Source organism: Streptomyces sp. PA03-1a (assembly GCF_033792805.1).
Lineage (GTDB): Bacteria > Actinomycetota > Actinomycetes > Streptomycetales > Streptomycetaceae > Actinacidiphila.
This window is the reverse complement of record NZ_JARAVO010000062.1, coordinates 1-26088: the sequence shown is the minus strand read 5'-3', so window position 1 is coordinate 26088 and position 26088 is coordinate 1. Positions and strand designations below refer to the sequence as shown.

General features: G+C 69.0%; 33 protein-coding genes and 1 pseudogene. 30 read left to right on the top strand and 4 right to left on the bottom strand.

Annotation, left to right across the window (positions count from 1 at the left end; all coding sequences use genetic code 11):
• Nucleotides 1-135 precede the first annotated feature (135 nt).
• From PV341_RS16290 to mdlC, 5 genes and pseudogenes are all read left to right on the top strand, one after another.
• Nucleotides 136-2103 carry a SpoIIE family protein phosphatase gene (locus PV341_RS16290; RefSeq protein ID WP_500358173.1) on the top strand — a complete coding sequence of 656 codons (1968 nt, stop codon included), beginning with the start codon at nucleotides 136-138 and terminating at the stop codon, nucleotides 2101-2103.
• Nucleotides 2104-2740: 637 nt separating this feature from the next.
• Nucleotides 2741-4018, top strand: coding sequence for an acyl-CoA dehydrogenase family protein (locus PV341_RS16285; RefSeq protein WP_500358171.1), 1278 nt, complete (start codon nucleotides 2741-2743; stop codon nucleotides 4016-4018).
• Nucleotides 4019-4054: 36 nt separating this feature from the next.
• Nucleotides 4055-4732 (top strand): annotated as a pseudogene (locus PV341_RS16280) (CaiB/BaiF CoA transferase family protein); the annotation flags it as partial.
• Complete coding sequence (locus PV341_RS16275) at nucleotides 4653-5411, top strand: CoA transferase (RefSeq protein ID WP_500324117.1); 759 nt, start codon at nucleotides 4653-4655, stop codon at nucleotides 5409-5411. The pseudogene PV341_RS16280 and the gene PV341_RS16275, both read left to right, overlap by 80 nt.
• Nucleotides 5412-5522: 111 nt before the next feature.
• Nucleotides 5523-7106, top strand: coding sequence for a benzoylformate decarboxylase (mdlC, locus tag PV341_RS16270; RefSeq protein ID WP_500324118.1), 1584 nt, complete (start codon nucleotides 5523-5525; stop codon nucleotides 7104-7106).
• A 53-nt stretch (nucleotides 7107-7159) separates the two neighbouring features.
• Here mdlC and PV341_RS16265 read toward each other — a convergent pair whose 3' ends face one another.
• On the bottom strand, nucleotides 7160-8422 hold the full coding sequence (locus PV341_RS16265) for a PucR family transcriptional regulator (protein ID WP_500358165.1): 1263 nt from the start codon (nucleotides 8420-8422) through the stop codon (nucleotides 7160-7162).
• A gap of 271 nt (nucleotides 8423-8693) precedes the next feature.
• Between PV341_RS16265 and PV341_RS16260 the strand changes: the two genes are divergently transcribed.
• Together PV341_RS16260 and PV341_RS16255 are read left to right on the top strand one after the other, a co-directional pair.
• Complete coding sequence (locus PV341_RS16260) at nucleotides 8694-11147, top strand: SpoIIE family protein phosphatase (RefSeq protein WP_500358164.1); 2454 nt, start codon at nucleotides 8694-8696, stop codon at nucleotides 11145-11147.
• Between the two features lie 165 nt (nucleotides 11148-11312).
• Nucleotides 11313-11552: an AMP-binding protein gene (locus tag PV341_RS16255; RefSeq protein WP_500358163.1), complete on the top strand. Its 240-nt coding sequence runs from the start codon at nucleotides 11313-11315 to the stop codon at nucleotides 11550-11552.
• A gap of 882 nt (nucleotides 11553-12434) precedes the next feature.
• On the opposite strand, the gene PV341_RS16250 is transcribed toward PV341_RS16255, so the two are convergent.
• Both PV341_RS16250 and PV341_RS16245 read right to left on the bottom strand, forming a co-directional pair.
• The gene (locus PV341_RS16250) at nucleotides 12435-13046 is read right to left on the bottom strand and encodes a hypothetical protein (protein WP_500358162.1); all 612 of its coding nucleotides are present in this window, start codon (nucleotides 13044-13046) and stop codon (nucleotides 12435-12437) included.
• A 4-nt stretch (nucleotides 13047-13050) separates the two neighbouring features.
• A complete protein-coding gene (locus PV341_RS16245; RefSeq protein ID WP_500324123.1) occupies nucleotides 13051-13506 on the bottom strand; it encodes a helix-turn-helix domain-containing protein in 456 nt (151 codons plus the stop codon).
• Between the two features lie 252 nt (nucleotides 13507-13758).
• Here PV341_RS16245 and PV341_RS16240 point away from each other — a divergent pair, with 252 nt between their 5' ends.
• The 20 genes from PV341_RS16240 (at nucleotide 13759) to PV341_RS16145 (ending at nucleotide 23377) form a co-directional block, all read left to right on the top strand.
• Nucleotides 13759-13977, top strand: a complete 219-nt coding sequence (locus tag PV341_RS16240; RefSeq protein WP_500324124.1) for a helix-turn-helix domain-containing protein — start codon at nucleotides 13759-13761, stop codon at nucleotides 13975-13977.
• Nucleotides 13974-14261: a hypothetical protein gene (locus tag PV341_RS16235; RefSeq protein ID WP_500324125.1), complete on the top strand. Its 288-nt coding sequence runs from the start codon at nucleotides 13974-13976 to the stop codon at nucleotides 14259-14261. The genes PV341_RS16240 and PV341_RS16235 overlap by 4 nt, the downstream gene beginning before the upstream one ends.
• A gap of 170 nt (nucleotides 14262-14431) precedes the next feature.
• Nucleotides 14432-14662 (top strand): hypothetical protein, encoded by a 231-nt coding sequence (locus PV341_RS16230; protein WP_500324126.1) that lies wholly within the window; start codon nucleotides 14432-14434, stop codon nucleotides 14660-14662.
• A complete protein-coding gene (locus PV341_RS16225) occupies nucleotides 14659-15414 on the top strand; it encodes a hypothetical protein (protein WP_500324127.1) in 756 nt (251 codons plus the stop codon). The genes PV341_RS16230 and PV341_RS16225 overlap by 4 nt, the downstream gene beginning before the upstream one ends.
• Nucleotides 15411-15740, top strand: coding sequence for a hypothetical protein (locus PV341_RS16220; protein ID WP_500324128.1), 330 nt, complete (start codon nucleotides 15411-15413; stop codon nucleotides 15738-15740). Before PV341_RS16225 ends, PV341_RS16220 begins: the two co-directional genes overlap by 4 nt.
• A complete protein-coding gene (locus PV341_RS16215; protein ID WP_500324129.1) occupies nucleotides 15737-16201 on the top strand; it encodes a hypothetical protein in 465 nt (154 codons plus the stop codon). The genes PV341_RS16220 and PV341_RS16215 overlap by 4 nt, the downstream gene beginning before the upstream one ends.
• Nucleotides 16198-17232: a YqaJ viral recombinase family nuclease gene (locus PV341_RS16210; RefSeq protein ID WP_500324130.1), complete on the top strand. Its 1035-nt coding sequence runs from the start codon at nucleotides 16198-16200 to the stop codon at nucleotides 17230-17232. Before PV341_RS16215 ends, PV341_RS16210 begins: the two co-directional genes overlap by 4 nt.
• 3 nt (nucleotides 17233-17235) lie before the next feature.
• Nucleotides 17236-18207, top strand: coding sequence for a recombinase RecT (locus PV341_RS16205; protein WP_500358161.1), 972 nt, complete (start codon nucleotides 17236-17238; stop codon nucleotides 18205-18207).
• Nucleotides 18207-18941, top strand: a complete 735-nt coding sequence (locus PV341_RS16200; protein WP_500324132.1) for an exonuclease domain-containing protein — start codon at nucleotides 18207-18209, stop codon at nucleotides 18939-18941. Before PV341_RS16205 ends, PV341_RS16200 begins: the two co-directional genes overlap by 1 nt.
• Entirely contained in the window at nucleotides 18938-19192 is a 255-nt protein-coding gene (locus tag PV341_RS16195) for a hypothetical protein (RefSeq protein WP_500324133.1), read from the top strand. Before PV341_RS16200 ends, PV341_RS16195 begins: the two co-directional genes overlap by 4 nt.
• Nucleotides 19189-19881 carry a hypothetical protein gene (locus PV341_RS16190; RefSeq protein ID WP_500324134.1) on the top strand — a complete coding sequence of 231 codons (693 nt, stop codon included), beginning with the start codon at nucleotides 19189-19191 and terminating at the stop codon, nucleotides 19879-19881. The genes PV341_RS16195 and PV341_RS16190 overlap by 4 nt, the downstream gene beginning before the upstream one ends.
• Nucleotides 19878-20789: a RusA family crossover junction endodeoxyribonuclease gene (locus PV341_RS16185; RefSeq protein ID WP_500358160.1), complete on the top strand. Its 912-nt coding sequence runs from the start codon at nucleotides 19878-19880 to the stop codon at nucleotides 20787-20789. The genes PV341_RS16190 and PV341_RS16185 overlap by 4 nt, the downstream gene beginning before the upstream one ends.
• Entirely contained in the window at nucleotides 20786-21280 is a 495-nt protein-coding gene (locus PV341_RS16180) for a hypothetical protein (RefSeq protein WP_500358159.1), read from the top strand. The genes PV341_RS16185 and PV341_RS16180 overlap by 4 nt, the downstream gene beginning before the upstream one ends.
• A complete protein-coding gene (locus PV341_RS16175; RefSeq protein WP_500324137.1) occupies nucleotides 21247-21507 on the top strand; it encodes a helix-turn-helix domain-containing protein in 261 nt (86 codons plus the stop codon). Before PV341_RS16180 ends, PV341_RS16175 begins: the two co-directional genes overlap by 34 nt.
• The gene (locus tag PV341_RS16170; RefSeq protein WP_500324138.1) at nucleotides 21494-21802 is read left to right on the top strand and encodes a hypothetical protein; all 309 of its coding nucleotides are present in this window, start codon (nucleotides 21494-21496) and stop codon (nucleotides 21800-21802) included. The genes PV341_RS16175 and PV341_RS16170 overlap by 14 nt, the downstream gene beginning before the upstream one ends.
• Nucleotides 21802-22083: a WhiB family transcriptional regulator gene (locus tag PV341_RS16165; RefSeq protein ID WP_500324139.1), complete on the top strand. Its 282-nt coding sequence runs from the start codon at nucleotides 21802-21804 to the stop codon at nucleotides 22081-22083. Before PV341_RS16170 ends, PV341_RS16165 begins: the two co-directional genes overlap by 1 nt.
• A 19-nt stretch (nucleotides 22084-22102) precedes the next feature.
• Entirely contained in the window at nucleotides 22103-22369 is a 267-nt protein-coding gene (locus PV341_RS16160) for a hypothetical protein (protein WP_500324140.1), read from the top strand.
• A complete protein-coding gene (locus PV341_RS16155; RefSeq protein WP_500324141.1) occupies nucleotides 22329-22571 on the top strand; it encodes a helix-turn-helix domain-containing protein in 243 nt (80 codons plus the stop codon). The genes PV341_RS16160 and PV341_RS16155 overlap by 41 nt, the downstream gene beginning before the upstream one ends.
• Nucleotides 22568-22852, top strand: a complete 285-nt coding sequence (locus PV341_RS16150; protein WP_500324142.1) for a hypothetical protein — start codon at nucleotides 22568-22570, stop codon at nucleotides 22850-22852. The genes PV341_RS16155 and PV341_RS16150 overlap by 4 nt, the downstream gene beginning before the upstream one ends.
• Nucleotides 22853-22927: 75 nt before the next feature.
• A complete protein-coding gene (locus PV341_RS16145) occupies nucleotides 22928-23377 on the top strand; it encodes a hypothetical protein (protein ID WP_500324143.1) in 450 nt (149 codons plus the stop codon).
• Between the two features lie 2 nt (nucleotides 23378-23379).
• Here the strand turns inward: PV341_RS16145 and PV341_RS16140 are convergent, their stop codons facing one another.
• A complete protein-coding gene (locus PV341_RS16140) occupies nucleotides 23380-23691 on the bottom strand; it encodes a hypothetical protein (protein ID WP_500324144.1) in 312 nt (103 codons plus the stop codon).
• 1164 nt (nucleotides 23692-24855) lie between these two features.
• Here PV341_RS16140 and PV341_RS16135 point away from each other — a divergent pair.
• Genes PV341_RS16135 through PV341_RS16125 form a run of 3 tightly spaced genes read left to right on the top strand, consistent with a single transcriptional unit; the run spans nucleotide 24856 to nucleotide 25963 of the window.
• Nucleotides 24856-25314, top strand: a complete 459-nt coding sequence (locus PV341_RS16135; protein WP_500324145.1) for a hypothetical protein — start codon at nucleotides 24856-24858, stop codon at nucleotides 25312-25314.
• Nucleotides 25293-25709 carry a hypothetical protein gene (locus PV341_RS16130; RefSeq protein ID WP_500324146.1) on the top strand — a complete coding sequence of 139 codons (417 nt, stop codon included), beginning with the start codon at nucleotides 25293-25295 and terminating at the stop codon, nucleotides 25707-25709. The genes PV341_RS16135 and PV341_RS16130 overlap by 22 nt, the downstream gene beginning before the upstream one ends.
• Nucleotides 25706-25963, top strand: a complete 258-nt coding sequence (locus tag PV341_RS16125; protein WP_500358158.1) for a hypothetical protein — start codon at nucleotides 25706-25708, stop codon at nucleotides 25961-25963. The genes PV341_RS16130 and PV341_RS16125 overlap by 4 nt, the downstream gene beginning before the upstream one ends.
• Nucleotides 25964-26088: the final 125 nt, after the last annotated feature.

Sequence of the window (26088 nt, the reverse complement as noted above, 5' to 3'; positions counted from 1 at the left end):
GAGTCGTTGGCCTCTGTTGAGGCATAGTCGTCACTCTAGGTGACTGGTCAGTCATGCGCCGCACCCTCTCGGTGACGGGCAAAATGCGCAAAGATTGCTGAAGAGACTGTTTCGGTATGTGCCAGGGAGTCACGGATGGACGCCTCGGACGCACTCCTTCGAAGGGCTGACCCGGCGGCTCTACTCGGGCTGGACGGTGCCATCCTCAGCCTTAACGCCGCGATGGCCACGGCGCTCGGCAGGCTGGCAGAGCAGTCCCTGGGACGTGACTTTGGTGATCTGTGGCCCGCAAGCCAGCGCATGTCGGCCAGGAGTCTCGTGCTCCACGCCGCCAGGACGAAGACGGTCGCGATGCAGGTGATGGAGTTCCCCGGGCGAGGCGGAGCACCCGTTGTCTGCTTGATCGAGGCGCGGCAAGTGAAGGATCCCGCCGGTGACGAGCAACTGGTCTGGGTGCATGCACTGGACGCGCGAAACGACCTGGCCAGCCTGCTGATCCCGTTTCGGATGGCCACCACGGCCGCTGACCTCGGCCTGTGGATGTATTCGTCCCGTGACAACAGTATGGGATGGCTTGGTGGCGTACCCGCCCTGGCCGCGCTCTTCCCGGATCCCACTGTGTCGCTTTCCAGCGTGATCTCGGCAGTGCACGCTGACGACCGTGCGGCCTTGCGGCAGCTCCTGCGCTCAGCCCCCGCGCAGTCCCCCTGGGTGAGGTTGCGGTACCTCACTGAGCACGATGGGTGGCACCAACTGGCTGCTCAGAGCCGTCGGATTCAGTTGGGGTATGGCGGCCCGGAGCGGATCTTCGGGGTGGTCCGCGACGACACCAAGCAGGAAAAGCGCAAGAAGAAGGCGCATGCCGCACTGACTGCCGAGCGACAGCGCGCTAAGGACATCACCGACTTCTCCTCCGCCTTGATCAGCGCAGCCACGGAGCAGGAGGTGCAGCAGGTCGTCCTGACCCGGCTCGCCGCGACCTTCCGTGGTACCGGTGCCCTGCTCGCCCTCGTCGACGAAGGCCGCCTGCGCGTCTCCACCGATGCCCGAGTAGCCATGTGGGAGGTCGCAGCCCTGCACGGCTTGCCGCTGGACAAACCGAGCCCGCTGCCCGAGGCGATCCGCAGCGGCAGGCCGCAGTTCATCCGCGACCGGGAGGATTACATCCACCGCTGGCCGCATGGGGCCGGATTTCCGCGGCTCGGCCGACTCGGCTTCGACTACACCACCTCCATCACCCCCCTCAGCGAGACCGGGGATCAGCCACTCGGGGCGTGGATGGTGTTCTACGGCAGCGGACACCGCCCGTCCCCGGAGGAGCACACCCTCATGGGTACGCTCGCCGACCTGGCAGGCCAGGCGCTGAGGCGCGTCAGGTTGCAGCAGGCACGAGTCGAACTGGCCACTGCGCTGCAGCAGACCATGCTCCCCAGGCTGCCTGAGAACCTCGCGGGCTTGGAGGTGGCTGCCCGCTACCGGCCCAGCCGGGACGGGCTGGATATCGGCGGAGACTGGTATGACGTCTTCATTGTGCCCGACGGCGCCATCGCACTGGAGATCGGCGACGTCCAAGGGCACGACGTGGACGCCGCCGCCCTCATGGGGCAGGTCCGCTTGTCCATGCGTGCGATCGCCGCCCAGGAACCGGATCCGGCAACCGTGCTGAGGCGTACCAACGAGCTGTTGACCACGATGGATGCGGCACGGTTCGCCAGCTGCACCATGCTGCATCTCGACCCGTGCGACGGACAGGTCACCGGCGCCAGCGCCGGCCATGTGCCGGTGCTGTGCGCGCGTAGGGACGGCAGCCACAGCATCCACGAGTTGCCGGGTGGGCCGGTCCTGGGAGTCGTGGCCGACACCGAGTACCGCGAGGAGACCTTCACCCTGGACAAGGACAGCGCGCTGATCATGGTCACCGACGGCGTGGTCGAAGGACCGGGCCTGACCTTGGAAGCCGGACTGGAGCGGGCCGGAACACTGGCCGGCGCAGCCCTCCACGACGGACTGAACGCCGAGCAGACCGCCGACCGCATCCTCGACGCCGCGGTCGCGGTAGACCATGCCGACGACGTGGCCGTACTGGTGATCCGCCGCACATGAGGTCGCCGGCGCCCTGACACCACCCCTCTCCGGTTCGCTCCCGCAGGTGCTCTGCACCCTGGCTGCAAAGGCGGCCGGACAGGTGCACCGTGCGTTGCGCCCGCGTCCTTACACACCCTCCATTCGGACCCCCAAAGCCCAAGGCCGTGAAGTTACAGGGCTGATCATCGGCGTCAAGTTGTTGATGCTGAGGGTTGCTTTGTAGGTGCGTCGGTCGACGCGCACCTCCTCAGATGAACTCCTTCGACAGCCCCAAGGCGGCTCTGGTGCTCCCACGGCTTGCCGGCGTTGTCTTCGGCGAAGCGTCCTGGCGAGGAATCCGTGGACCTCGCCGGTGGGCTGGGAGGCGTAAATCCGGCGTGGTCGCCGAAGCGTAGATCTTCTTGCGCTCGTTGTCCGGTCTTCGCTGCAAATCGCCTGGTCAAAGGTCATGTGCGGTGCCGGTCGGCCGAGCGGAGTTGCGGTGCACCCGAAGTCCTGCTGCAAGGCAGGTTCGACGGCGCTGTCGGAGGTATGGTTCGGGGCCACCAAAACCAGACCAAAGGTGGTGTTCCGGGGCTAATGGCTTCCGTGCGGCGTGCTCGTAGCGTCGAAGTCACCGACACGATCCGGTCTTCCGGAACGGAAGGAGCGGTAGATGAACGCGACAGGCCAGGACACGCTGGCGCCCGTCGACCTCACCACCGTGGGCCCCGGGAACGGGCACCCGGTTGTCCAGCCTCCCGTGCTGGGCGGATCCGAGCACGCGGACTACTACCTGCTGGGCGACCTCCTGACGGACGAGCAGAAGGCGCTCCGCCAGAGGGTCCGGGACTTCATGGACCACGAGGTCACCCCGATCATCAACCCCTACTGGGAGCGGGCGGAATTCCCCTTCCCGCTGCTTCCCAAGCTCGCGGAACTCGGGATCGCGGGCTTCCAGATCTCCGGCTACGGCTGTCCGGGGATGAGCAATGTGACGGCCGGGCTGGTGATCCTCGAACTCGCCCGCGGTGATCTGAGCATCTCCACGTTCACCGGGGTGCACTCGGCGCTGGCGATGATGTCCATCGCGCTGCTGGGCTCGGAAGAGCAAAAGCAGCGCTTCCTGCCGCCGATGGCACGCCTGGAGAAGATCGGCGCCTTCGGGCTGACCGAGCCCGCGCACGGCACGGACGTGGTCAAGCTGGAGACGACCGCGCGCCGGGACGGCGACGGTTACGTCCTCAACGGTCACAAGCGGTGGATCGGCAACACGAGCTTCGCCGACTACGTGATCATCTGGGCGCGCGGCGAGGACGGCCACGTGGGCGGCTACGTGGCCGTCAAGGACACCCCGGGGTTCGACGTCGAGGTCATCACGGGCAAGACGGCACTGCGCTGCGTGCAGAACGCGCAGATCTCCCTCACCGACGTCCGGGTGCCCGCCGAGAATCGGCTGGCGAACGTCGACACCTTCCGCGACACCGAGAAGGTGCTCCTGGCCTCGCGCTTCTGCGTCGCCTGGGAGGCGATCGGCGCCGCCGTCGCCGGCTACGAGACCGCGCTGGCCTACGCCAAGCAGCGCAAGCAGTTCGGCACACCACTGGCCGCCTTCCAGCTCGTCCAGTACCGGCTGGCGCGGATGCTGGCGGACATCACCGACATGATGTGCATGCAGTTCCGGCTCAGCCAGCTCCTGGACGAGGGCAAGTACTCGATGCCGCGTGTGGCGCTGGCCAAGATGCACTACACCGAGCGCGCCAGGGCCATCCTGGCCGACGCACGCGACATGCTCGGCGGCAACGGCATCCTCCTCGACTACCACGTGGCCCGGCACCTGTGCGACATCGAGGCCATCAACACCTACGAGGGGACCGACACGGTGCAGGCACTGATCGTGGGCCGTGACATCACCGGCTACAACGCCGTCGTGCCCACGTCCCCGGCCCGCTGACCCGGTACACGTCACGTCCGAAGAACAGGACCAGCCATGGAGAACACGCCCCTCCTCCAAGAACTGCACGTCGTCGATCTCGCCAGCTTCATCGCCGGACCGGCCGCGGCCACCGTTCTCGGAGACTTCGGCGCCGACGTGGTCAAGGTCGAACCACCGCACACCGGGGACGCCTACCGGTCGCTCGACCGGATTCCGCCCAACCCCCATGTCGAGGGCATCAACTACCCCTGGCAGCTGGACAACCGGAACAAGCGCAGCATCGCGCTCAACTTGAAGTCGCCCGCCGCCAAGCCCGTGCCCGAACGGCTGGTGCGGTGGGCCGACGTACTGATCACCAACTTCCCACCGCCCACGCGCGAGAGGCTGGGCCTGGAGTACGACGCTCTGGCCCCCCTCAATCCCCGGCTGATCTACGCCGACGTCACCGGCTTCGGCGAGGACGGACAGGACGCGCACCTGCCGGGCTTCGACGTGACGGCGTACTGGGCGCGCAGCGGCCTGATGGATCTCACACGCCAACACGGCGTGCCGCCGGCGATGAACGTGGTCGGGTCCGGTGACCACTCAACAGCGATCACGCTCTTCGCCGGGATCATGACCGCGCTGTACCGGCGGGACAGGACCGGCCAGGGTGCGCGGGTCACGGCGTCGCTGCTCGCCGAGGGCGCCTGGGCGGCGGGCCTGTGGCTGCAGGCCGTACTGGTCGGGGGGGACCCCCCCTCGCCCGGTCGACCGGTCCGACCCGCCGAACGCGCTCGGGAACATGTACCGGACGGCCGACGACCGCTGGCTGATACTCGTCTTCGTCATCGAGGACAAGCAGGTCCCGCCGTTCCTGAAGGCCATCGGCCATCCCGAAGCGGCGGAGGACCCGCGCTACGCCGACACCCGCAGCCGCCGCGCGCACGCGTCGGAGATCGCCGCCCTGCTGGACAAGACCTTCGCGACCCGGCCGCTGGCCGAGTGGCGCGAACTGCTGGACACGGCGGGGCTCACCTACGGGGTCGTCCAGACGCGCGGCATCGTGCCGCCCGAAGGGGGCATCGTGCGCTTGCCCGACCGCATCCCCCGCAACATCGCCCTGGAACTCCTGCTCACAGGCGATCCCCTCCCCGCCGAGCGCGCCGAACGCTTCGGCCTCGTCAACCACCTCACCGAACCGGGTGAAGCACTGAAGGGGGCTCTGGAACTCGCCGCCCGCATTGCGCGCAACGCCCCGCTGGCGGTGGCAGCGGTCAAGCCGGTCGTCGACGAACGGACCGCGTTCGGCGACCAGGAGGCCTTCCACGACCAGGACCGGATCGTCGGACCGGTCCTGTCATCGCAGGACGCGCAGGAGGGCGCCCGCGCCTTCGCCGAGAAGCGACGGCCGCGCTGGCAGGGGCGCTGACTCCCGCCCTGCCGCGCACGGCGCTCATGGCCCGCGCCCACAGGCACAGCCCCTGTTCACACCGTACGAAGCCGGTGACCCATGATGACCGAGCAATCCACTGTCCGAAGCGTGACCTACGATCTGCTGCGGACCCTCCGACTCACCACGGTCTTCGGTAACCCCGGATCCACCGAGGAGCCGTTCCTCCAGGAATTTCCCGAGGACTTCACCTACGTCCTGGCGTTGCAAGAGGCATCCGTCGTCCCGATGGCCGATGCGTTCGCACAGGTCACCCGGCGCCCGGCACTGGTCAACGTGCATTCCTCGGCCGGCCTCGGCAATGCTGTGGGGAACCTGGTGGCGGCGTTCCACGGGAACACGCCCTTGATCGTCACCTCGGGGCAGCAGCATCGGGAACTGATGATCGGGGACCCGTATCTGGGCAATCGCGATGCCACCACTCTGCCGAAACCCTGGGTGAAGTGGTCATACGAACCCGCGCGCGCCGAGGATGTACCCGAGGCTTTCATGCGGGCCTACGCGATGGCGCTGCAGCCTCCGGCGGGTCCGGTCTACCTCTCGATTCCCATGGACGACTGGAAGCAGCCGCTGTCCGGCTTCGCCCGCGTGCGGACGGTGAGCGACCGGGTGGCCCCCGACACCCAGCGACTGCGCGGCTTCGCCGACCGGATGTCCGCCAGCCGACGCCCCGCGCTGGTCTTCGGGCCGGAGGTGGACCGCGGCGGCGGATGGGATGCGGCCGTCGCTTTGGCGGAGAAGCTGCGTGCGGCCGTCTACGGGGCGCCGCTGCTCGATCGCGCCTCCTTCCCGGAGGACCATCCCCTCTTCGCCGGTCCGCTCGGGATGTCGGTCAAGGCCATCAGCGGCCGGTTGGACGGGCACGACCTGGTGGTCGTGATCGGGGCGGAGGTCTTCCGCTACTACCCTTACGTCCCCGGCGACCACCTCCCGGTGGGCACGGAACTGCTGCAGATCACTGCCGACCCCTCGGCCGCCGGGGCGGCACGGGTGGGCGACAGTCTCCTGGGCGACCCCGCAACGGCGATCGAGCTGCTGCAGGACATGGTCGCGGACGGATCCGCACGGTCCACGCCGGAACCGATGCCGCGGCCCCGGTACCTTCCGCAGGTGCCGAACAGTCCCCTCACCCCGCCGGAGGTGTATGCCGCCCTCAGCCGAGTCAGGCCTCCGGACGCGGTCATCGTCAACGAAACCACCTCCACCATGGCCCAGCAGGTCGAGTGGCTTCCCACAGTCAGGACCGGATCGTTCTTTGCCACGGCCAGCGGGGGCATCGGCTGGGGCGTCCCGGCAGCGGTGGGGATCGCGCTGGGCGACCGGGACAGGGGTGTCGACCGGCCGGTCGTCGGCCTGATCGGCGACGGCTCGTTCCAGTACTCCGTACAGGCCATCTGGACGGCGGCCCAGCACAGGCTGCCCATCGTCTACGTGGTCATGCGCAACCAGGAGTACTCGATCCTGAAGTCGTTCGCGGTACTGGAGGGGACGCCCGGCGTTCCGGGACTCGACCTGCCGGGGCTCGGCATCACCTCCGTGGCCCGAGGGTTCGGTTGCCGCGCGGTCGACGTGGACACCACCGAGGACCTGGAACGCGAATTCAAGGCCGCGCTGTCCGCCGCCACCACCACCGTCATCGTGGTCCCCACGCGACCCCAGAAGGCGATGCTGTGACCCCCCGTCCTGAAATCCGCCGTGTCGCACCTCACGGGCACCGATCCGGCGTGTCATGCGGGGATGGTGCGAAGAAGCGTCGAGCCGAGGTACTGGACCGCGAGCAACGCGACCTCCAGATCGGTATGCCCTTGCTGGACAGAGTGTCCCAGCGTCTCCTCAGCTTTCCGGATGCGGTACTGGACGGTATTCTTGTGCAGAATTTGGGCGCTGGCGGTCGCGGTGTAACTGCAACCGTTGTTCAGGAAGATCTGCACGGTCTCCCGCAGCCGTGCGCAGCTCTCGTTGTCGGTGGCCAACGGACCCAGGACGCTCTGCACCCAGGTGCGCAAGTCCTGGATGTTCCCGGCCATCAGGGCGATCGGAGCGACTTGGGAGTACTCGGTGAACCGCGGTGCCGGGTCGGCCATGGCCGCCAGCTCCTGAGTGCGCAGTGCCTGCCGGTGCGTACAGCGAAATCCATCGATTCCGAATCCCATGCCACCAAAACCCAAGTGCACGGAATGATCACCGAGCTCGGCGATATTCGACAGCCGATCCCAGGGAACGTCGACACGCGAGCCGAACGGCAGCCAGACCCACGAAAGAATCTCGTCGCGGGGAACGAAAAGCGGCCTGGCAGGGCATTGGAACTCCTTGGCGATCACATGCGCCATCCGGTCGAGCCGGGACAATCCATTTCCCTCACCGGTCAGCGGAGGCAGCCAAGCCACCATTCCGAGGTGATGCTGCCGGAGTCGGTAACCAAGTGCCGATTCCGCCCAGTCGAGGTCGACATCCTGCTCGGCCAGGATGTCCCGCACCCGCGCGGCGCGCACGGCGGTCTGGCTTAGCAACCAGTGCTCCCGTTCGAACTGGTACACGTCGATGACGTGCTCGGTCACCCGGTCGATGTAGCCGAAACTCACCTGCAGCATGTGCCGATTGGTGGCGGCCCACAGATCCCTTTCGGCGCCCTGCCGGTCAAGTTCATCGAGGCACCACTGCATGAACCGCCAATGGCCGATCCTGTAGGCCCGAACCAGCGCGCTGACGGAGACATTCCGCTGCGCGAGTCTCCTGGCGTACTCCGAGGCGGCCACGGGCCCCTCGACGTTGTCCAGCGGAATGTCGTTCTCGAAAATGTGCAGCAAGGTGGCGACGTTTTCCGTGACGCTCGCCTGGAGAATTTTGACGACGGTCTCGTCGCCCCTGAGATCCGGGATCTCGGCAATCAGAATCTGCCTTATGTCGTGGCTTACCGCCGACAGGTGTGACCCTACGTTCTCCGCGACAACGGACAGTTGCTTTGCGGTGCCGGGATATTCCGCAACCATGGTTCGATTCTACAGCGGCCTCATGATCTTCTTGCTCTTCTGCCGGTGATGGACAGCGATGCCCCCGGCCGCACACCGACGCAGTCCGCCCGCGTGGATTGGTTCAACGGCACCAAATTTCGCGCGAAGGTCGTATTACGCGCCCAGTGGCTGCCGTGCCTCCCACCCCTAGCGTCGTCCTTTGGCGGGATCGCCCCGAATCCGTTCTGCGGCGGTCGGCGCACGCCAGCCCATGCTTCGAGACCAGAACCATCCGAGGAGATGGTCCTCAGTGACCGACACCTACCGAGGCAGCCTCAGCACGCAGCAGTACACCACGCTCGAGACGACCGATTCCGCAATCGCGATGGTCGACTCCGAGGGGCGGGTCGTCGCGTGGACGAGCGCCGCACAACGGCTCGTCGGCTACTCGGCCCGGGAGGTGGTGGGCCAACCCGTCTGGTTCGTGATGCCCCTGTCCCGGAGCATGTGGCAGGTACAGGCGTTCGTCGAGGAGTGCCGCGTGCGGGGCGGCTGGTCCGGCACGACGGCGGTTCGACATCGCGACGGCCGCACGCTCCAGGTGGGGGTGCGGATTTCGCTGCTGTGGGGACTGGACGGGAATGTCCATTGGCTCGTCTCCGGCACCGACATCGCCGCGCTGTCGTCATCGGCGACCACCGGATCGGTGCGCGAGTCGCTTCTCATGCGCACGCCGATCGGCGTTGTGGTCCGCGATCTGGAACTGCGCTGCACTTGGGTCAACGAGGTCATGGAACGCCTGGACGGCGTCCCGCATGGCCGGCGATTGGGATGTCGCCTTACGGATGCGCGACCTGGCTTCGAATCCGAAGCGCTCGAGGCGGTGATGCGGCAGGCGCTGAACAGCGGCATTCGCGCGGCGTACGAGTACCGGGCGTCGCCCGTGGACGACCAGTCCCGGGAGCGTGCCCTGGCGGCGTCGTTCTTCTGCCTCCACGACAGCCAAGGTCGACCGCTGGGGGTGTGCTGCTTGACCGTGGACGTCACCAGCAGCCGACGGGCGCACGAGCGTCTCGCCATCCTCAGCGAGGCCGGCACACGGATAGGCAGCACCCTGGACGTGATGGAGACTGGTCAGGAACTTGCCGCCCTCGCCGTGCCCCTCCTGGCCGACTACGCGGTCGTCGACCTCGCGGAGTGCGTCCGGCTCGGCGACGAGCCGACGGCCCGCGTCCGTTCGACGGGGGAGCGCCGCCAGACCTTCCGCCGTGCGGGCCTGGCCTCGATCCACTCGGGCACCCCGGAGTCGCCGTGGGCGCGTGGGGACTTGATCCTCGTGCCGCCGACCTCGCCCTGGATCAAGGTGCTGTCCTCGGGTAGTTCCCACCTCGAACCGGTCCTGGACACGTCTCCGGGTACCTGGGTGGACCTCGACCCCGCGCGGGCGCGGGCGATCCGTGAGCACGGGATGCACTCCATGATGCTCGTGCCCATCCTGGCGCGTCATGCCGTGCTGGGGGTGGCCTTGTTCATCCGCAGCGAGGATCCCGAGCCGTTCCAGGAGGACGACTTGCTCCTTGCGGAGGAGTTGGTCACCCGGGCCGCGCTGTCGTTGGACAACGCCCGCCAGTACACGCGCGAGCACGCCACCGCTCTCGCACTGCAGCGCAGCCTGCTGCCCCAGCGCTCGAGGAGCGGCACAGCGATCGAGGCGGCCTCGCGCTACCTGCCGGCCGATGCGGGCAACGGTGTCGGGGGCGACTGGTTCGACGTGATCCCCCTCTCCGGCGCTCGGGTGGCGCTGGTCATCGGAGACGTCGTCGGGCACGGTATCAACGCCGCGGCGACCATGGGGAGGCTCCGGACGGCCGTACGCACTCTCGCGGACATGGACCTGGCTCCCGACGAACTGCTGACCCATCTCGACGACACGGTCCGGCACCAGGCCGACGAGGATGCCGACGTCGACAACGGGGCCTGCGCCGCGGTCGGCGCCACGTGTCTCTACGCCGTGTACGACCCGGTGCTCCGGCGGTGCACGATGGCACGGGCCGGGCACCCTCCGCCCGCGGTCGTCGATCCGCAAGGCCGGGTGACGTTTCCCGACCTGCCCTCAGGGGCTCCACTCGGCATTGGATCGGTCCCCTTCGAATCGGTGGATGTGGACCTCCCCGACGGGTCCCTGCTTACCCTGTACACCGACGGCTTGGTCGAAGCCCGCGAGAGTGACATCGACACCGGGATGCGGCAGTTGGGCGCGACCCTCGCGGCCCAGCCCCAGCGGTCTCTGGAAGCGCTCTGCTCCGCGGTGATCGAGGCGCTGCCGACTCGGTCACCCTCTGACGACATCACGCTGCTGGTGGCGCGGACCCAATCGCTCACCCCCGTCCAGACCGTCTCATGGAATCTGCCCCGCGACCCCGCCGTTGTCTGCCGCGCCCGCGCACTGGTGACCCGGCAACTGACCCAGTGGGGCTTGGAAAACCTGGCCATTGACACGCAGTTGATTACCAGTGAACTCGTCACCAACGCGATCCGCCACGGCGCCGGACCCGTTTCCCTGCGTCTGATCAAACATCGGCTGCTGACTTGCGAAGTCTCGGATGCCGGCAAGTCCTTCCCGCGCCTGCGCCACACCTGCAGCAGCGACGAAGGCGGCCGCGGCATTCTCCTGGTCTCCCAGCTCTCGCACCGGTGGGGCAGCCGCTGGACAACCGGCGGCAAGGTCGTCTGGGCGGAACAGGATCTACCCGAACACGGCTGAGCGTTGATACCTGGGGCCGAGCCGAGTCCCCTGGCGAGGCTGACCACTTTCGCGACCCCGTCCCGGAATGGCGGACATGGCCGTCACGGGCGCTGGCATGACCCCTTCGGATCCTGCTAGGGGCTATGTGACTGAGGGACTGGCGCGCAGGAAAGAGGAGCTGACATGAACCTCGCAGCCCACGTGATGCGCTGCGCCCGGACCCATCCGGATCGCTCCGCACTGCGTTTGGAAGACGACACGGTTTCCTACCGCACGCTCGACCAGCGCAGCGCCCGCGTGTCCGGGCTGCTCCGCGACCGCGGCGTGAAACGCGGCGACCGAGTCGCAATCAGGCTATCCAACACCCCAGAGTTCGCGCCTACTTCGCCGTACTGCGGGCCGGCGGCATCATCGTTCCGATGAACCCCTGCTCAAGCCTCGGGAGGTCGCCTACCACCTTGGCGACTCAGAGGATCGGGTGGTGTTCGCTTGGCACGCCTGCGCCGACGAGGCGCGTGCCGGTGCTCGGCAGGCCAGGGCCGGTACGGTCGTCGTGGGCTGGTAGAATTTGGCGACCTGCTGAGCTCCATCCCAGCCCTCGAGGACGTGTCCGACCGGCACGAGGACGACACCGCAGTGGGGCCGCTGTCGCGGTCGTCGGTTTCCCCAACCCCGATCTGGGTGAGGAGGTAGCCAATCGTTCTCAAGCCGGGCGCCCACGCCACGGCCACGAGTCTGCGTGCTTACGTCACAGTCAGGTGGCCGCCTACCCGCGAAAGGTGTGGATCACGAACGCGCTGCCGGAGGGACCGACCGGCAAGGTCCTGAGGCGGAAGATCGTCCCGCCAACCGGGCCGGACAGACGATGATGCGGCAGGGAGCGGCGCCCTCTTCGTCCACAGCGCCACCATCTCCGATCTCGCCTTGACCCGGTGTTCTGCGCGTTCGCGATCGCCACCATCTGTGATCTCTGATGACGGATCCTAGGCTGGCTTTGGCGCATCGGAGGTGGCGGGAGTGCGATTGGCATTGTGCTGGGCATGCAGCACCACCAGCGTGGCGAGCCCAGCCGCCGCTCCGGCGAGCATGGCGGCGCGATCGCCGAATGCCGTGTCGGTGGCCAGCGTCCCCTTTTCCCCCTGCTGTGCGGCGGCAGGGAGAGGGGTTGTGGCGCATGGCCTCTTTCGAACTGCGAACCTGATATCCGGCTCGTATCTCCCACTATCACTCGCCAGGCAGCCTGCCGCACCTGTGACCGATACAGGCAACGTGAAGGGCCCCGGCCATCGGCCGGGGCCTTTGTCGTTAGACGCGGTCGCGTGTGCCGTCTGCAGGAGAGCGTTCGCCTCTGCGGCGGGACGGTGTACCGACCACGGGGGAGCGGGCGTGGACCAGCCGCGGCACGCCGGGGCGGGCCTCCGGGGGAGCGGTCCGGTTGAAGCGGTCGGCGCGCTCTTGCATGGCCTCTTGCACCAGGTCGTTGTACTCGCCGGCCAGGGTCTCGTAGTCGCGTTGCAGTTGTTCGCGCTGGGCTCGCTCCCTGGCGAGGGTGCCGAGGGTGTCGCCGATGTACTTGGCGAGGATGGCGACGCTTCCGGATCGGGCCGAGTGTGACTGCGTCAGCTTCGCTTCCCGCTCGGCGAGTTGCGTGAGGCGTTCCCCGTGCTCCTTGTCCAGGCGGATGCGGCGCTCGGCGAGTTCGCTGTACGCCTCGCGGGTCTGCTCGTCGCGGCGGCGGAGCCACCGCTGCATGGACCTGGTGGCAACGGCCGTGACGAAGGCGACGGGCAGCAGGACCACGCTGATGTCGTGGGCCGTGGGGGCGTCGTCGGCCACGGCGAGGCCGATCGCGGTTCCGCCCGTCAGTCCGCCGACGGCGGCGGCTGTGACGGTGGATTGTGGGAAGCGTCGCTGCATCCCGTCACCCCCTTGCTCTCGCACCCCCTTGGTTGCCCAACTCGGATTGCAGGCGTCGCGCGTGCTCGATGTTGGCGATCAGCATGCTGCGGATGCTGGGGTCGTGAATGCCCCACGCGTCAGCGGCAGTTTCGGGGGTTAGCGGTTGAATCGGTTCGGATTGTGAGCGTACATCCTGATTTGGGTATGTCGGGCTTGTTGTGGCCGAGACGACCCCCGCAGTGATCAAAAGAGTCCACACGTCGGTGTGGAGGGCGCGAGCGAGTGCTTCGAACTGGTTGGGGTGCGGCAGGGTGATGCCGTCGACCATGCGACTCACCGCGGATTGGCTCATGCCGGTTGCGGCTGCGAGCTGCTTCCGTCCGCCGGCCCCGCTGGTGAGGTCGTAGCCGGCCCTGTCGGCGAGGTCGACGATCAGTGCCCGGAAGCGCTCCACCGTCGGCTCGGATGTGTCGTCCATACTCCGCATGTCTCCAAGCTAGCGCGCATGCATGCATCAGGGGAAGGCGTGCATGCACGCATTAGCCCAGGTGATCAAGGCGTGTCGTAATTTGCCCAGGTAGTGCCAGAGGTGCGCTGGGCGCATTCACCCGAAAAATCACACTCCAATCAGCCCGTGTCTGACTTGCGTGCATGCGTGCACGCGTCCTAGCGTGTATGCATGCAAGCAATTCCATGCATGCATGCACGACAGGTGTGACAAGGAGTGAACGTGCCCGAGCTTGTTCTCCGCACGGCCTTCCTCCGCGAGAAGGCAGGGGAGGTCGGTGACAACTGCGACGCCCATATCGCCAAGCGCATCGGTGTGCGCCAGTCGACGGTCACGCGCCTGCTCACGGGCCAGACCTTCCCGAGCGTCCACACGCTGTGGGCGCTCGGGGCGGCCTACGAGGTCCCCGTCAGCGACCTGATCGCAGAGCTCCCCGCATGACCGGCCACCCGTGCGGCTGCGAGGTCGTCCGGAACTACGACTACGACGAAGCCGCCGAGAAACTCCGGTGCAAGAAGCGGTTCTTGCAGGACAACATCAGCCGCCCCCTGCACCAGAAGATCGGCGAATCGGTTTCGTTCTGCGACTGCGAACTCCGCCGGATCCAGGCGCAGTTCCGCGCCATGCCGGTGCTCGCGGCGGTCGAGCCGCAGACCACCACCCCGCCCAAGGCGCTCGCTGCCATCCGTCCCTCGGGGCCGGGAAGGAAGCGCGCCGCCTCATGAGCGCGGGGCCGTCGGACCTCGCACGTCCGGACAGCCCCGCCGACCACGAGCCCTCAACCACGAGAAGAAGAGGAACCCGTGAAACCCAATGCTAGCCCGCAGCGCAAGGCGATGACTCTTCTCGCCGGCCTCGCCTCGCCCGACCACAACCCGGCTGGAGGCGAGCACTGATGGACGTCGTCGAGACCATCAAGGCCTGCATCCTCGCCACCATGGGCTTCCTTGCCCTGGCGCTCCCCGCCGCGATCGTCCTCCAGCGGTTCCTGACCGACCGGACGCAGGCCCCGCCGCACGACGCCGTCACGTGCAAGGACTGCGCGGGGCTGCGGCACCCGTCCAACTTCGCCGCCCGCGCCGCGCTCGCCGCGATGCCCCGCCCCCGGATCGGAGGCCAGGCATGAGCCGGAGCCGCGACCTGTACCGCGCCAACCACGTGACCACTGCCGCGACCGCCCGCGGTGAGCGCGGCGTCTGGGTGCCGGTGTTCACCTACCGGGCGACGCCGACCGCGCAGCAGATCGCACGGCTCGCCAGGAGCGGCGGACTCGCGTACGGCCCGGCCGGGGAGTTCGAGGCGTACGCCGCGCTCGTCCCCACCGGCGCGGCCGTGTGGGTCCGCTACGTCGGCGGCGACGGCCCGGTCCCGCCGCCGATGCCGGAGCGGATGACGGTCCGTGTTCCCGACTACGGGCCCGGCCCTGACTACCAGGGCGTGCGGATCGTGGAGGTGTCGATCCTGCCGACCTGCTCCGTCTGCGGCGGTCCGCGCGGCTTCGACCGCATCGTGCCGGACTGCTTCCAGCGAGACGACGTCTGGCACGTCCGCGATCAGTGGGCCAACCCGTGCACGCACAAGGACATGTACGAGGACGTGCTGTCCGAGGCTCGGAGCCTGAGGCGCAGGGCCAACCCGGTCGTGCCGGTCGTCGAGACCAACGGCGGCCGGTTCGCCGAGGCCGTGGAATTCCTCGTCAAGGGCGCGACGGCGAAGCGCTTCGTTCACGCCAAGCAGGGCGCGCAGGCGCTCGACGAGGCAGGGCACACCGAGGCCGCCGGAATCGTCTGGGAACAGCTCCAGGCCTGCCGGGGACTGATGTCGGCCAACCAGGCCGCCCACCACCTCCACACCCTCGGCAGGGGTGACGGCCGATGACCGCCACGAGCGCCAAGACCGCCAAGACCGCGCGGCAGGTTCACCCGCTGGTCACCGCGATCGAGGACGTCGCCCGGAAGCGTCGTGCCGAGTCCGAGAACCCGACCCGGTTCAAGCGGATGACCCGCTACTACGCCGACGCCATCGTCCGCGGCGAGGAACAGCGGCCGCCGTCCCTCGACAGCGACGACGCGATCAGCATTGCCGCCCACATTGAGGCCCTGGCCGGCATGCGCCGCATTCAGGCCGCCCGCCACCCCGTCTCTCACCGCTGCGAGAGCTGCCGCGGTGCCCTTTACATCATGACCAGGAGGGTCCCCCTGTGAGTCGCAGCATCTACGACCTTCCCGACGGGAAGGCACGCTTCCTCGCATTGCTCGCAGACCGCACCGAGCGTCGCGACGGCTGCTTGGTGGGGACGGGCGCCAGGAGCGGGGGCTACGGCCGATTCCGAATGGACGGCGTCGTCCTGACCGCGCACAGGTCCTCGCTTGAGGTGCGCCTTGGTCGACGCCTCGCGGACGGGATGTTCGCGCTGCACTCCTGCGACAACCCGCCGTGTGCCGATCCGGAGCACCTGCGGGAGGGTTCGGTAGGCGAAAACTCGCAGGACTGCGTGGAGCGCGGCAGCCACCACTGGGCCAATAAGACGCATTGTCCGAGAGGCCATGCGTACGACGCGGCGAACACGTACATCCAGACCGACGGTGGCCGCGCCTGTCGTATCTGCCGTAACGAGCGGGTTGCCGCCTTCAAGGCGGCTCGTCGTCAGGCAGGTGCGCGATGACGAGCGCGATCGCCGCTGATGCCCCAACCGCCCGTCTCCTTCTCCCCGCCGACGCGTCCGAGGCTGAGTGGCACGCCGTGCGCCGCGCCGGGATCGGCGGCTCGGACGTCGCCGCGATCCTCGGCCTGGCCGGGAAGTACTCCAGCCCTCGGCAGGTCTTCGAGGCCAAGCACGGCCGCTCGACCTTCGACGGCAACACCGAGTACGCCGAAGTGGGCGTGGAGATCGAGTCGTTCATCGCCTACCTGTTCTCCAAGCGGTCTGGCCTGACGATCGCCGAGCCGCCGGGCACGCTCGTCCACAACGAGCACGCATGGATGCGAGCCAACGTCGACAGGTACGTCCTCGATGAGGCCGGTGCAGTCATCGCGCCCTTGGAGTGCAAAAACCGATCCGAGTACCAGATCGACGACTGGGAAGAGGGCGTGCCTGACGGCCCGGCTCTCCAGGCCCACTGGTACCTCGCGGTCGGTGGCTGGGACCACGCGTACGTGGCTGCGCTCGTCGGCGGGAACAAACTTCGCTACCACCGCATCGAGCGCGACGAGGAGATGATCGGCTACCTCGTCGACTACTGCGGCACGTGGTTCCAGAAGCACGTGGTGGAGGGCTTCCCGCCCCCGCCTGACGGCCTGGAGGCCACGACGAACCTCCTGGCCAAGCTGTGGTCGGTCAAGGCCGACGAGGTGGCCACCGTCGACCTCGCGAAGGCGAAGGAGCTGCTGGCCCGCCGGGCGGACCTCAAGGCGCAGGAGAAGGCGCTCGATGACGCCTTGCGCACGGTCGAGAACGAGATGCGCCTCCTGACCGGCAAGGCCGCGATCGCCAAGGCCGATGGCAAGCAGGCGTGGTCGTGGAAGGCCAACGGCACGTTCGCGTCGAAGAAGTTCCGCGAGGCCCACCCCGATCTGGCCGCCGAGTACACGACCGATGCGCCAGTGCTGGACACCGAGCGGCTCGCTGCCGACCACCCCGAGATCTATGCCGAGTTTCGAGCCCGCGTTCTGCGGCCGTCCACGAAGGGCCTGTGAGCCATGACGACCTCTCTCAAGGACCGGGTCCGCTCCGCGACCACGGCCAACCCCCAGCGCACCACCGCGCGGAGCCTCGTGCCGGAGGGCATCATCCCCGCGCAGCAGGCCGACGAGCCCGAGGCCGCCCAGGTGGCGATGGACTTCCTCCGCCGGTACGAGCAGCACTTCGCCGAGGCCCTGCCCGCGCACGTCGACCGCGACAACTTCTTCGCGGCCGTGCGGGCGGTCCTGCCGTCCCTGGCCCGCTGCACGCCGGCGAGCGTGCTGCAGGCGCTCCTAGCCTGCGCCCGGTTCGGACTCGTCCCCGACGGGCGCCGTGCGGCGATCGTCGCCGACGAGGGCCTGGCCGTGTTCGTGCCCATGTATCAGGGCTACAACGAGCTGATGCACCTGTCCGGGCAGGTGCAGTCGGTGCGGGTCGGCCTGATCTACGAGGGCGACGAATGGCACTTCGCGCCGTCGGCGACTCCGCCGGACGACTTCAAGCACCTGCCGCGCGTGGAGCTGCCCAAGGAGAAGCGTGGCGAGCCGATCCTCGCGTACGCGTTCTGCTGGATGACGGGCGGCGCCCGCTCGCAGGTGATCGTCCTTAGTCGGGAGGACGCCGAGCAGATCCGCGACGAGCACAGCCGCGCGTACCAGCGGGCCGAGGAGTCCGGTAAGCGGGACTCGTTCTGGCACATCAAGTTCCCCGACATGTGGGTGAAGTCGGCGATCCGCCGCCTGCCGAAATATGTGCCTATGTCGCCCGAGCTGGCGGCACTGGCCGCTGCGGACGACGCCGGGGACTCCGGCACCCCGCAGATCCTCCACGCCCCGCCGGCGCCCGGCGAGGCCGCGTGGATCGCGGCCCGACAGGACGCCGACGCGGAGGCGCCGCAGTTGCCCCTGCGCCGGGTGCGCGAGTCCCGCCCGGTCCTGGTGAAGCGGAACACGCTCCGCCGCCGCGCCATCCGAAAGGGGCGCCGCTGATGTCCTGGCACGAAGGGGTCCTTGTCGGCGTCGACTTCGAGACGACCGGCACGGACCCGGAGACGGACCGCATCGTGACTGCCTCGGTCGTCTACTGGCAGAACGGGCGGACGCTCGACTCCCGGTCGTGGCTCTCGGACGCCGGTGGCGTCGAGATCCCGGCCGGAGCCACGGCAGTGCACGGCGTTTCAACCCGGGTGGCCCGCTCTGCGGGCCGCCCGGCCGCCGAGGTCGTGGCCGAAGTGAAGGTCGCGCTTGCGGAGGCCGTGGAACGCGGTCTGCCCATCGTGGCGATGAACGCCTCCTTCGACCTGACGATGCTGGAGGCGGAGGCCGTCCGGTACGGGCAGCGGGGCCTGTTCTCGGTGTCCGTGCCGTACGTCCTGGACCCGCGGGTGCTGGACAAGCACACCGATCCGTGGCGGCCCGGCCGCCGGACCCTGACCGACCTGTGCGGGCACTACCGGGTGCCCCTGGTCGACGCGCACTCCGCGCACGCCGACGCAGAGGCCGCGTGCGCGGTGGTGTGGGAGATCGCCGCCCGGCACGGCTGGCTGACCGACCTGAGCCTGGAGTCCCTGCACGAGGACCAGGCCCGCTGGGCGAAGGACCAAGCCGTCGACCTGCGGGCTTACTTCGCCCGCACTCCCGGCCGGGAGCACCTGGCGGCGGGGGTCCGTGAGGACTGGCCGATCGTCCCGGCGTGGCCGGTGGGGATGGGTGAGCGCGTATGAGCCCCCTCGCGGCGCTCCGCGCCCGGGCTGGCCGCCTGCGGGCGGCGATGGCCGATGCCACAACGACGTTCCTCGAGGACCTGGGTGCCCTCGACGACGACTGCGACCCCGAGATGGGCGTGGTCGACGACGCCGACAGCAACGACTTTGACCAGTGCCAGCGCGAAGGACGCCGGACCCCTCACGCGATGCGTGGCGACGGGTCCCGCCGGTGCTGGAGCTGCGGACACGAGACAGCGGGTGACCAATGAGTGTTGAGACCTTCGGCCCGGAGTACGTGCAACCTGCACGGCAGGTCTGCCCCGACTGCCCCTGCTGCACCGCCGCCCTGTGCGCGCGGGGCCGGACGACGGTGTCGGCCTGTGCCGGGTCGACGCCAGCCGAGCACCGGCCGACCGTCGATGGCTGCCCGTGCTCGGCGGAGTCGACGACGGGCACCGCGGCCTGGCACGCGGCGAAGATCGCCCTGACCCGGCTGGCCATGGGGAAGGGCCTGTCCGAGGAGGCGGAGGAGCTGCTGCGCGGCCTCGCCGACGGTGAGGTGCTGGACGGCCCGCTCGGGCCGCTGCAGGAAGTCACGAAGCGGTGGCTCGTCAGGTTCGTGGACCTGAGGCTGCAGGTCACCGACCTCGGGCACGTGTACCTGTCGGGCCGCCGGCTGGGGGAGTGGAAGCGGGGCCCGGTCGTCGTCATGGACGTCGACGAGCGGGCGCGCACCGCGCAGGTCGTGGTGACCGCGTGGAAGACGGACGAGCCCGTGACCGTCCCCGTTGACCAGCTGGTGGGCGCGAGCGGCCTCCAGCCGGGCGACCTGCTCGGCAAGTTCCTGGACGCGGCCGCGAACTGTGCGGTGGAGGACGCCGACCACATCGTGCTCCTGGAGATCCGCGTGGCTCCGGCGCTCGCGTCGTGGGCCGGTCCGGCCGGTGGTGCCGAGTGAACGCCGACGACCTGGTGCTGTTCGAAGATGCCCCCGCCCCTGCGGCGGGGGCTGCCCCCTCATCAGAAGAACCGACAGAGTTTCCGCGCCGTTGCTACGGCGGATCCTCGCTCCTTCCCGAGGGCGGCCGCGAACTGGACAACGAGCGTGCTCTACGCCTCATGGCTGCCCTCTCGCCAGGTACGGCTGATGCGAAGATCTTCGTCATCCCCGGCGAGCCGGCCAGTAAGAGCCGCCCGCGGTTCGGCCGTGGTGGAAAGACCTACAAGACAGACGCGGACACCGACGCCGAAAAGCGCACCGGGTGGCACTTCCGCCGCCTGTTCAAGGGAGAAGGCCCCTGGACAGGGAACGTTGCCCTGGGCTGTGTGTTCTTTCGGCCCAACCGGCAGCGCATCGATGTCGACAACATGCTCAAGCACATTTGCGACTCGGCAAACGGCATCGCATGGGTCGACGACTCGCAGGTAACCGCCGCCTACGGCATCGCGGAGTGCGACGCCGATAACCCGCGCACCATCGTCGTGGTCGCTCGCCACCACTCCACGCTGGCGCGGGGAACAGACAACGACCGCCTATGTGCTCACTGCGGGAAGCCTTTCAACACTGACCGGCCAGCCGCCCAGAAGCACTGCTCGAAACTCTGCTCCAACAAGGCAGCGGGCCGAGACCTGTCCGAGCCGGTCGACTGCAAGGGGTGCGCCGAGCCGTTCCGGCGGAAGACAGCGACACAGGTGTTCTGCTCGTTCGTGTGCAGCCGCGCGTACTGGAAGGCGCGGCCCCGGAACCGGCGCAACAACCGGAGTAAGTGCTCCCAGTGTGACGCGCAGCTCAGCCACAACCGCGGCGGCCGGTGCCGCGCCTGCTGGAAGGCCAACCCCAACCCAGGGCAGGGGGCTGGCCGGTGACCGGCGCGGGCGGCATCACGATCGAGGAAATCGCGAAAGCCCTGGATTCGGTGCTGGTGGTGCGGCGGGCGACGGACGAGGAGATCGCCGCGGCCCTGACCGGGCCGGACGTGTCGTGTGCGTCGGTGGCCCGCCTGCTGCGCTGTCGAAAGGACCGGGTGTCGCGCATCCGCTGGGAGATCGGCCTGGCGCCCTACCCGCGCGGGCGGCGAAGGACGGCCGACTCCTGGCAGGAGGCGTACGGGGCGCGGACCGTCGCGGTTGACGGCGACCACGTGCACTGGACCGGGTCGCTCAGCGCGCGCGGGACACCCGTGGTCGGCCTGGGCAGGCGGTACCGCACCGCGTACCGGATCGGCTTCGAGATCCACCACGGGCGGGAGCCTGACGGGCCGGTGCTGCACCTGTCGACGTGCGACTACCCGGGCTGTGTGGCCGGCGCCCACCTCTCCGACACGTGGCTGCGGGCCCTGACGGCGGCGAGGCGCTGATGGCGATGGAGGGCGACACCTGGAACCGCGACGTCGACTACGTGGCCGTGCAGCGGGTCGTGAGCGGCGACTGGCCGCTGCCAGAGCTGCAGGAGAAGGAGCAGCGGGTGGCCGCACGCCTGATGTTCCAGGCCGAGGTCAGCGACAAGGAGGTTGCCCGACGGCTCGGCATCAGCGAGCGGACCGTCGCACGGTGGCGGGAGGCGGCGGCCGATGTCGTGGGTTGACGTGGTCTTCGCGTACGGGGCCGCAGTCGACTCCGTGGCCCGCACGGTCCTCGTGTGGGGGCCGCCCGTGGGCCTTGCCGTGGCCGGCGCCATGTGGTGGCGGCTGCGCCCGACGGGCCGCCGCCGCGATGTCCGGACACCCGAGACTCCTGTCCCCGGACACGGGGACAGGACGGAGGACACCGCCCCCGAGGTGCCCGAGGGCGGTGCTCTGACCTGCGCGGACACGTCTCCGGACATGTCCGTGGACGCCGGCCCGGACATGTCCGGGCTCACGGGAGGAGATCACCGCTGATGCCTCGTCCAAGCCGCTACGCACCCGACACCACCGACCGTCCGCCGCATTGGAGCGACGACGCCGAATGCCAGAACCACGAGGCCCCCGACATGTGGTTCGCGGAACGCGAGAGCGACCCGCTCGCGGTCCTGGAGGCCAAGCGGCTGTGCGGCCGCTGCTCGTGCCGCCTGCCCTGCCTCGGCCGGGCCTTGGACACCGGCGACCCCTGGGGGATCTGGGGCGGCCTGGACCCGGACGAGAGACGTGCCCTCAGCTCCAGCAGCCGGACCGCCGCATGACGCACGGAAGGAACCACCCATGCCCCAGGGGCAGCGGCACAAGCCGCCTGTCACCGGGGTCGTCCTCAACTGGAAGTCCTGGGACCACTGGTCGGACCTCCAAAAGCCCTGCCGCTACTGCGGTGGCCTCACCAACCTGCGCGACTCCAAGAGGAAGCCCGCGCACAAGGTCTGCGCGGAGGAGGCCATCGCCCGACAGATCGCCGAGCAAGCCGAGTCGTACGAGAACGAGAGAAGACGCCAGCGTGACGTACAGCAAGAACTACCGGACGCGGATCAAGGGTGACGAGCGGTCAGAGATGGCCGGGAAGATGGCCGCGCTCTACACGGCCGGGTCGTCGATCCGAGCGATCGCCGACCACTACGGCCGGTCGTACGGCTGGACGCGGGTCGTGCTGCTGGAGATGGGCGTGCAGATGCGCACCCGCAGCGGTACCCGCGCGGCCCGCAAGAAGAGCACCGCGGCGGTCGAGGGAGGGCGCGCGTGAACGCCCGCCCGTTCTGGCCGGGCTGGGTCCTCCTCGCGGTCTTCCTCGCCTTCATCGCGGCCGGGTGCATCCACGTCGACGGAGACCCGCCCCCCGCCGACTGCACGAACCTCGGCCTCGCCGGCGCGGCCGTCGCCCCCGAGGCCACCCGCGGCTCCAGCTCGTGGAAGAAGGCCGACCCGCCCCGGCAGGCCACCCGGCCGTCAGGCCTGACGTCCTCGAGCACCCCCCGCCACCGCAGAGACCTGGACGTGGACATCACGTTCGGTCCCTGCGGCTGACCCCTAGACCGGCCCCCCGGGAACCTGCCTCCCCGGGGGGCCCTCTCCCTGCCCTCACAGCCCCGGAAAGCCCTCATGACCAACAGCGCCTCACCGCTGCCCGCAAGGTACTTCCATGGCGGCATCCCTGGCCTCAGGCCCGGCGACCTGCTCACCCCGCACGAACCGAACTTCGTCGACGGCTGCCCGATCTGCACAGCGAAGGCAGCCGGCCAGCAGCCTCACGTGCCCGGCCTCGGCATCGTCGACCCGCTCACCGAACGCCCCGACCGCGTCTACCTCACCAGCGACCGCGAGTACGCCCGCTGGTATGCGTCCTTGTTCCCCCGGGGGGACCTGTACGTTGTCGAGCCCGTCGGCGACGTCGAGCCGTCCACCGAGGACCTGTTCCCGTCATGGGCAGTCGAGGCCGCCCGCGTCCGCACCGTGTACGACCGGTACGTCCAGCTCACCCGCCAACAGCGGCGAGCGCTCAACCGCCGTTGGACCGCGCTGGATTTCGCCCGGCAGGCGGCCAGCCGATGACGTCAGGACTGGCCGGGCTCGCCGGCCTTCTTGCGGCTGGTGACGGTCGGCTCGCGGAGTCGCTCGATGTCCCGGGCGCGGGCGATGCGCCGGATCGTCTCGTAGCTGACGTCAGTGGCGTCGGCGACTTCCTTGGGCTTCATGCCGTCCTGGGTGAGGGCGCGGACCACGGCGTCGGCAAAGGCCGCGGCGGCGTTGTCGCGGATGGCCTGCGCCTCCTGGTCGGCGCGGTTCTTGGCGGCGGCAGCTTCCCTCAGGCGGGTCAACGGGTCCTCCACTGGCATGCGCTGATCGTTCCACACCGCCTTGGCCACAGCTCCTTGGACACACCCTTGTGTCCATCAGCCAACAGGCAGTTGTCCAAGTGTATGTTGGCTATGCGGTGATCGCGAGTCACGACACGGTCACCGCATGTGCCCACCCTTCGGCCCGTATGACCGAGAGAGGAGTCCAGTGAGTACAGAGGGAGCTGGCTCCCACACTTCCGATCACTGCGCGCCTCATGAGTTCGGCAACAAGCTCGCCTGGCAGTGGACTCGGGTGATGCCGCCTGCCCTCAAGGGCGGCTTCCTGACGATGCTCTACGCCCTCCGGCATGTGGCCGACAGCTCCGGCAAGCTGTGCTTCAAGGACGGCAAGGCGATCCGGATTCAGGACCTGGCGAAGGCCGCCGGGTGCAGGGAGAAGGATGCGCGCCGGTACCTGGACGCTGCTGTCCTGGCCGGCCTGGTGGTAGTCCGTGGCGAACGTCGCCGTGGAGTGCCGACGCTCTATGTCCTGAACCCCCTGCGAGGCGACGAGTGGGCGCCGGACTGGGATGCGGCTGCTCATCACCTCAAGGCCACCGCGCGGACCCGGAGCACGCCGTCCCCGGATCAGGAGAGTTCAGGCCACAGCGGCCCGAACTCCAGTGAGGAGAGTTCGGGCCACAGCGGCCTGAACCAGTTCGGGCCACAGCGGCCTGAACCAGTTCGGGCCACAGCGGCCCGTATGGGTTCGGGCCACAGCGGCCCGATTGGTTCGGGCCACAGCGGCCCGAATAACCCAGGGGTAACCCAGGGGGTTACCCAAGTAGTGGTTGATGTAGGTACTCAACCTCAGGTTGTTGGGGGCTCGGACGAGCAAACCGATCAGCCTTCGACGCCCCACGAGAACGACACGCCGTACGGCCGGTGCGAGGTCTGCCGGAAGGCGCTCATCCGCCCGGGAAGCCCCCGCTGCGTCGATCACCGTGAGACCCCGATGCCGGGCCAGCGCCGAGGCGCCCGAGGCCGTCAGCGAGTCATCCAGCCGCCCTTGATGGCGCCGGTGCCCACTGGGCCCGAGCAGCCCGTCACGGATGCGCCGCTGCCCCAGTGGCAGCCCGAAGACCCGACCGCCCCGCAGCACACCTGCGGCTGCGGCCGGACGTACCGAGCCCACCAGTCGGGCCGGTGCCAGGAATGCGAGCACGCCCAACCCTTGGAGGTGAGCGCCGGATGAGCGCTCTTGAGACCCTGCCGTTCGTCCACCACCCGTCCGGGATGCGCTGCAGTGCGATCCGGTGGGCCGACGACTCCCCGCCGACGCCGATGGGTTGCCGCTGGTGCGGGCTGCCGAGGCTCGGGCACGCCATCCAGACCGGCCGGTCGGCGAAGTCCCACGAGTGGACGGCGCCGACACCGGCGCAGATCCGGCTGCGCATGGAGACCCGGCGGAAGCTGAACCGGGCGCAGCAGACGAAGCGCGTGCCGGTGCTTGCCGAGAAGCCCACCGGGTGCGACGGGATGGCCCACAACGACATCGGGTCGGAGATGCACTGCGTGAACACGGACCCCGACCACCGGGAGGACCACGACGACGGCGACGGCAACACGTGGCCGGTCCAGCCTGAGGAGCGGGAGGGGGCGGCGCGACGGCGAACCCCCTGGGAGGCGTGGCCTCCGCGCTGGCCGTGATCGTGAAGCACGGCGACATGTCCGACACCGTGCGCCGGGAGCTGGGCGACCTCCTCGCGGACATCGAGGCCGCCGAGGCGCAAGCCGGCTCGGCCGCCGTGGTCGACAACTGCCGGTGCTTCGATACGCCCGGACACGACGCGGCCTGCCACAAGTCGAGGGTGCTGCACGACGGCGTCGCGTACAGCGCCGTGCACTGGCACCTGGACAGTGGGCAGGACTGGTGGATGCCGTACGGGATCGACGACGACGGGCAGCTGACGTTCCTCGCCGACGGCGACGGATGGGCCACGCCGAAGCCGCTGGGCGAGCTGATCGCCAGGTACGGGCCGATCACGGGCACCGAGTACGGGGTCGAGATCGACCGGGGCGACCTGCCGGAGACCCAGCCGTGAAGCGCCTGGTGCTTGCCGAGGACCTGGTCCGTTACCCGCCGTCCCGGGAGGACTTCGGGCATCGGCCCCGGCGGATCGACCACGGCATGTGCGGGGCCTGCGACGCCTGCGGTGATCGCGTCGAGCGCGACGTGTGCGCCCGGTGCATGCGCCTCGTCCCCGGCACCCCCGGCCCGTGGCCGCGCGACTACGTGGATTGGCCGTGCACGTCGGCGATCGTGCTCGGCCTCATCGACCCCAGGGAGTTCGAGTGACCGACCCCGATGACCTGCTGAGGGAGGCCGTGATCCGGGCGACCGCGCTCGGCTGGCGAACCCTGTCCGTCCGCCGCCTGCAGCGCCTCGCCGCCGGCGACCGGACCGCCCTCCCACCCGACCAG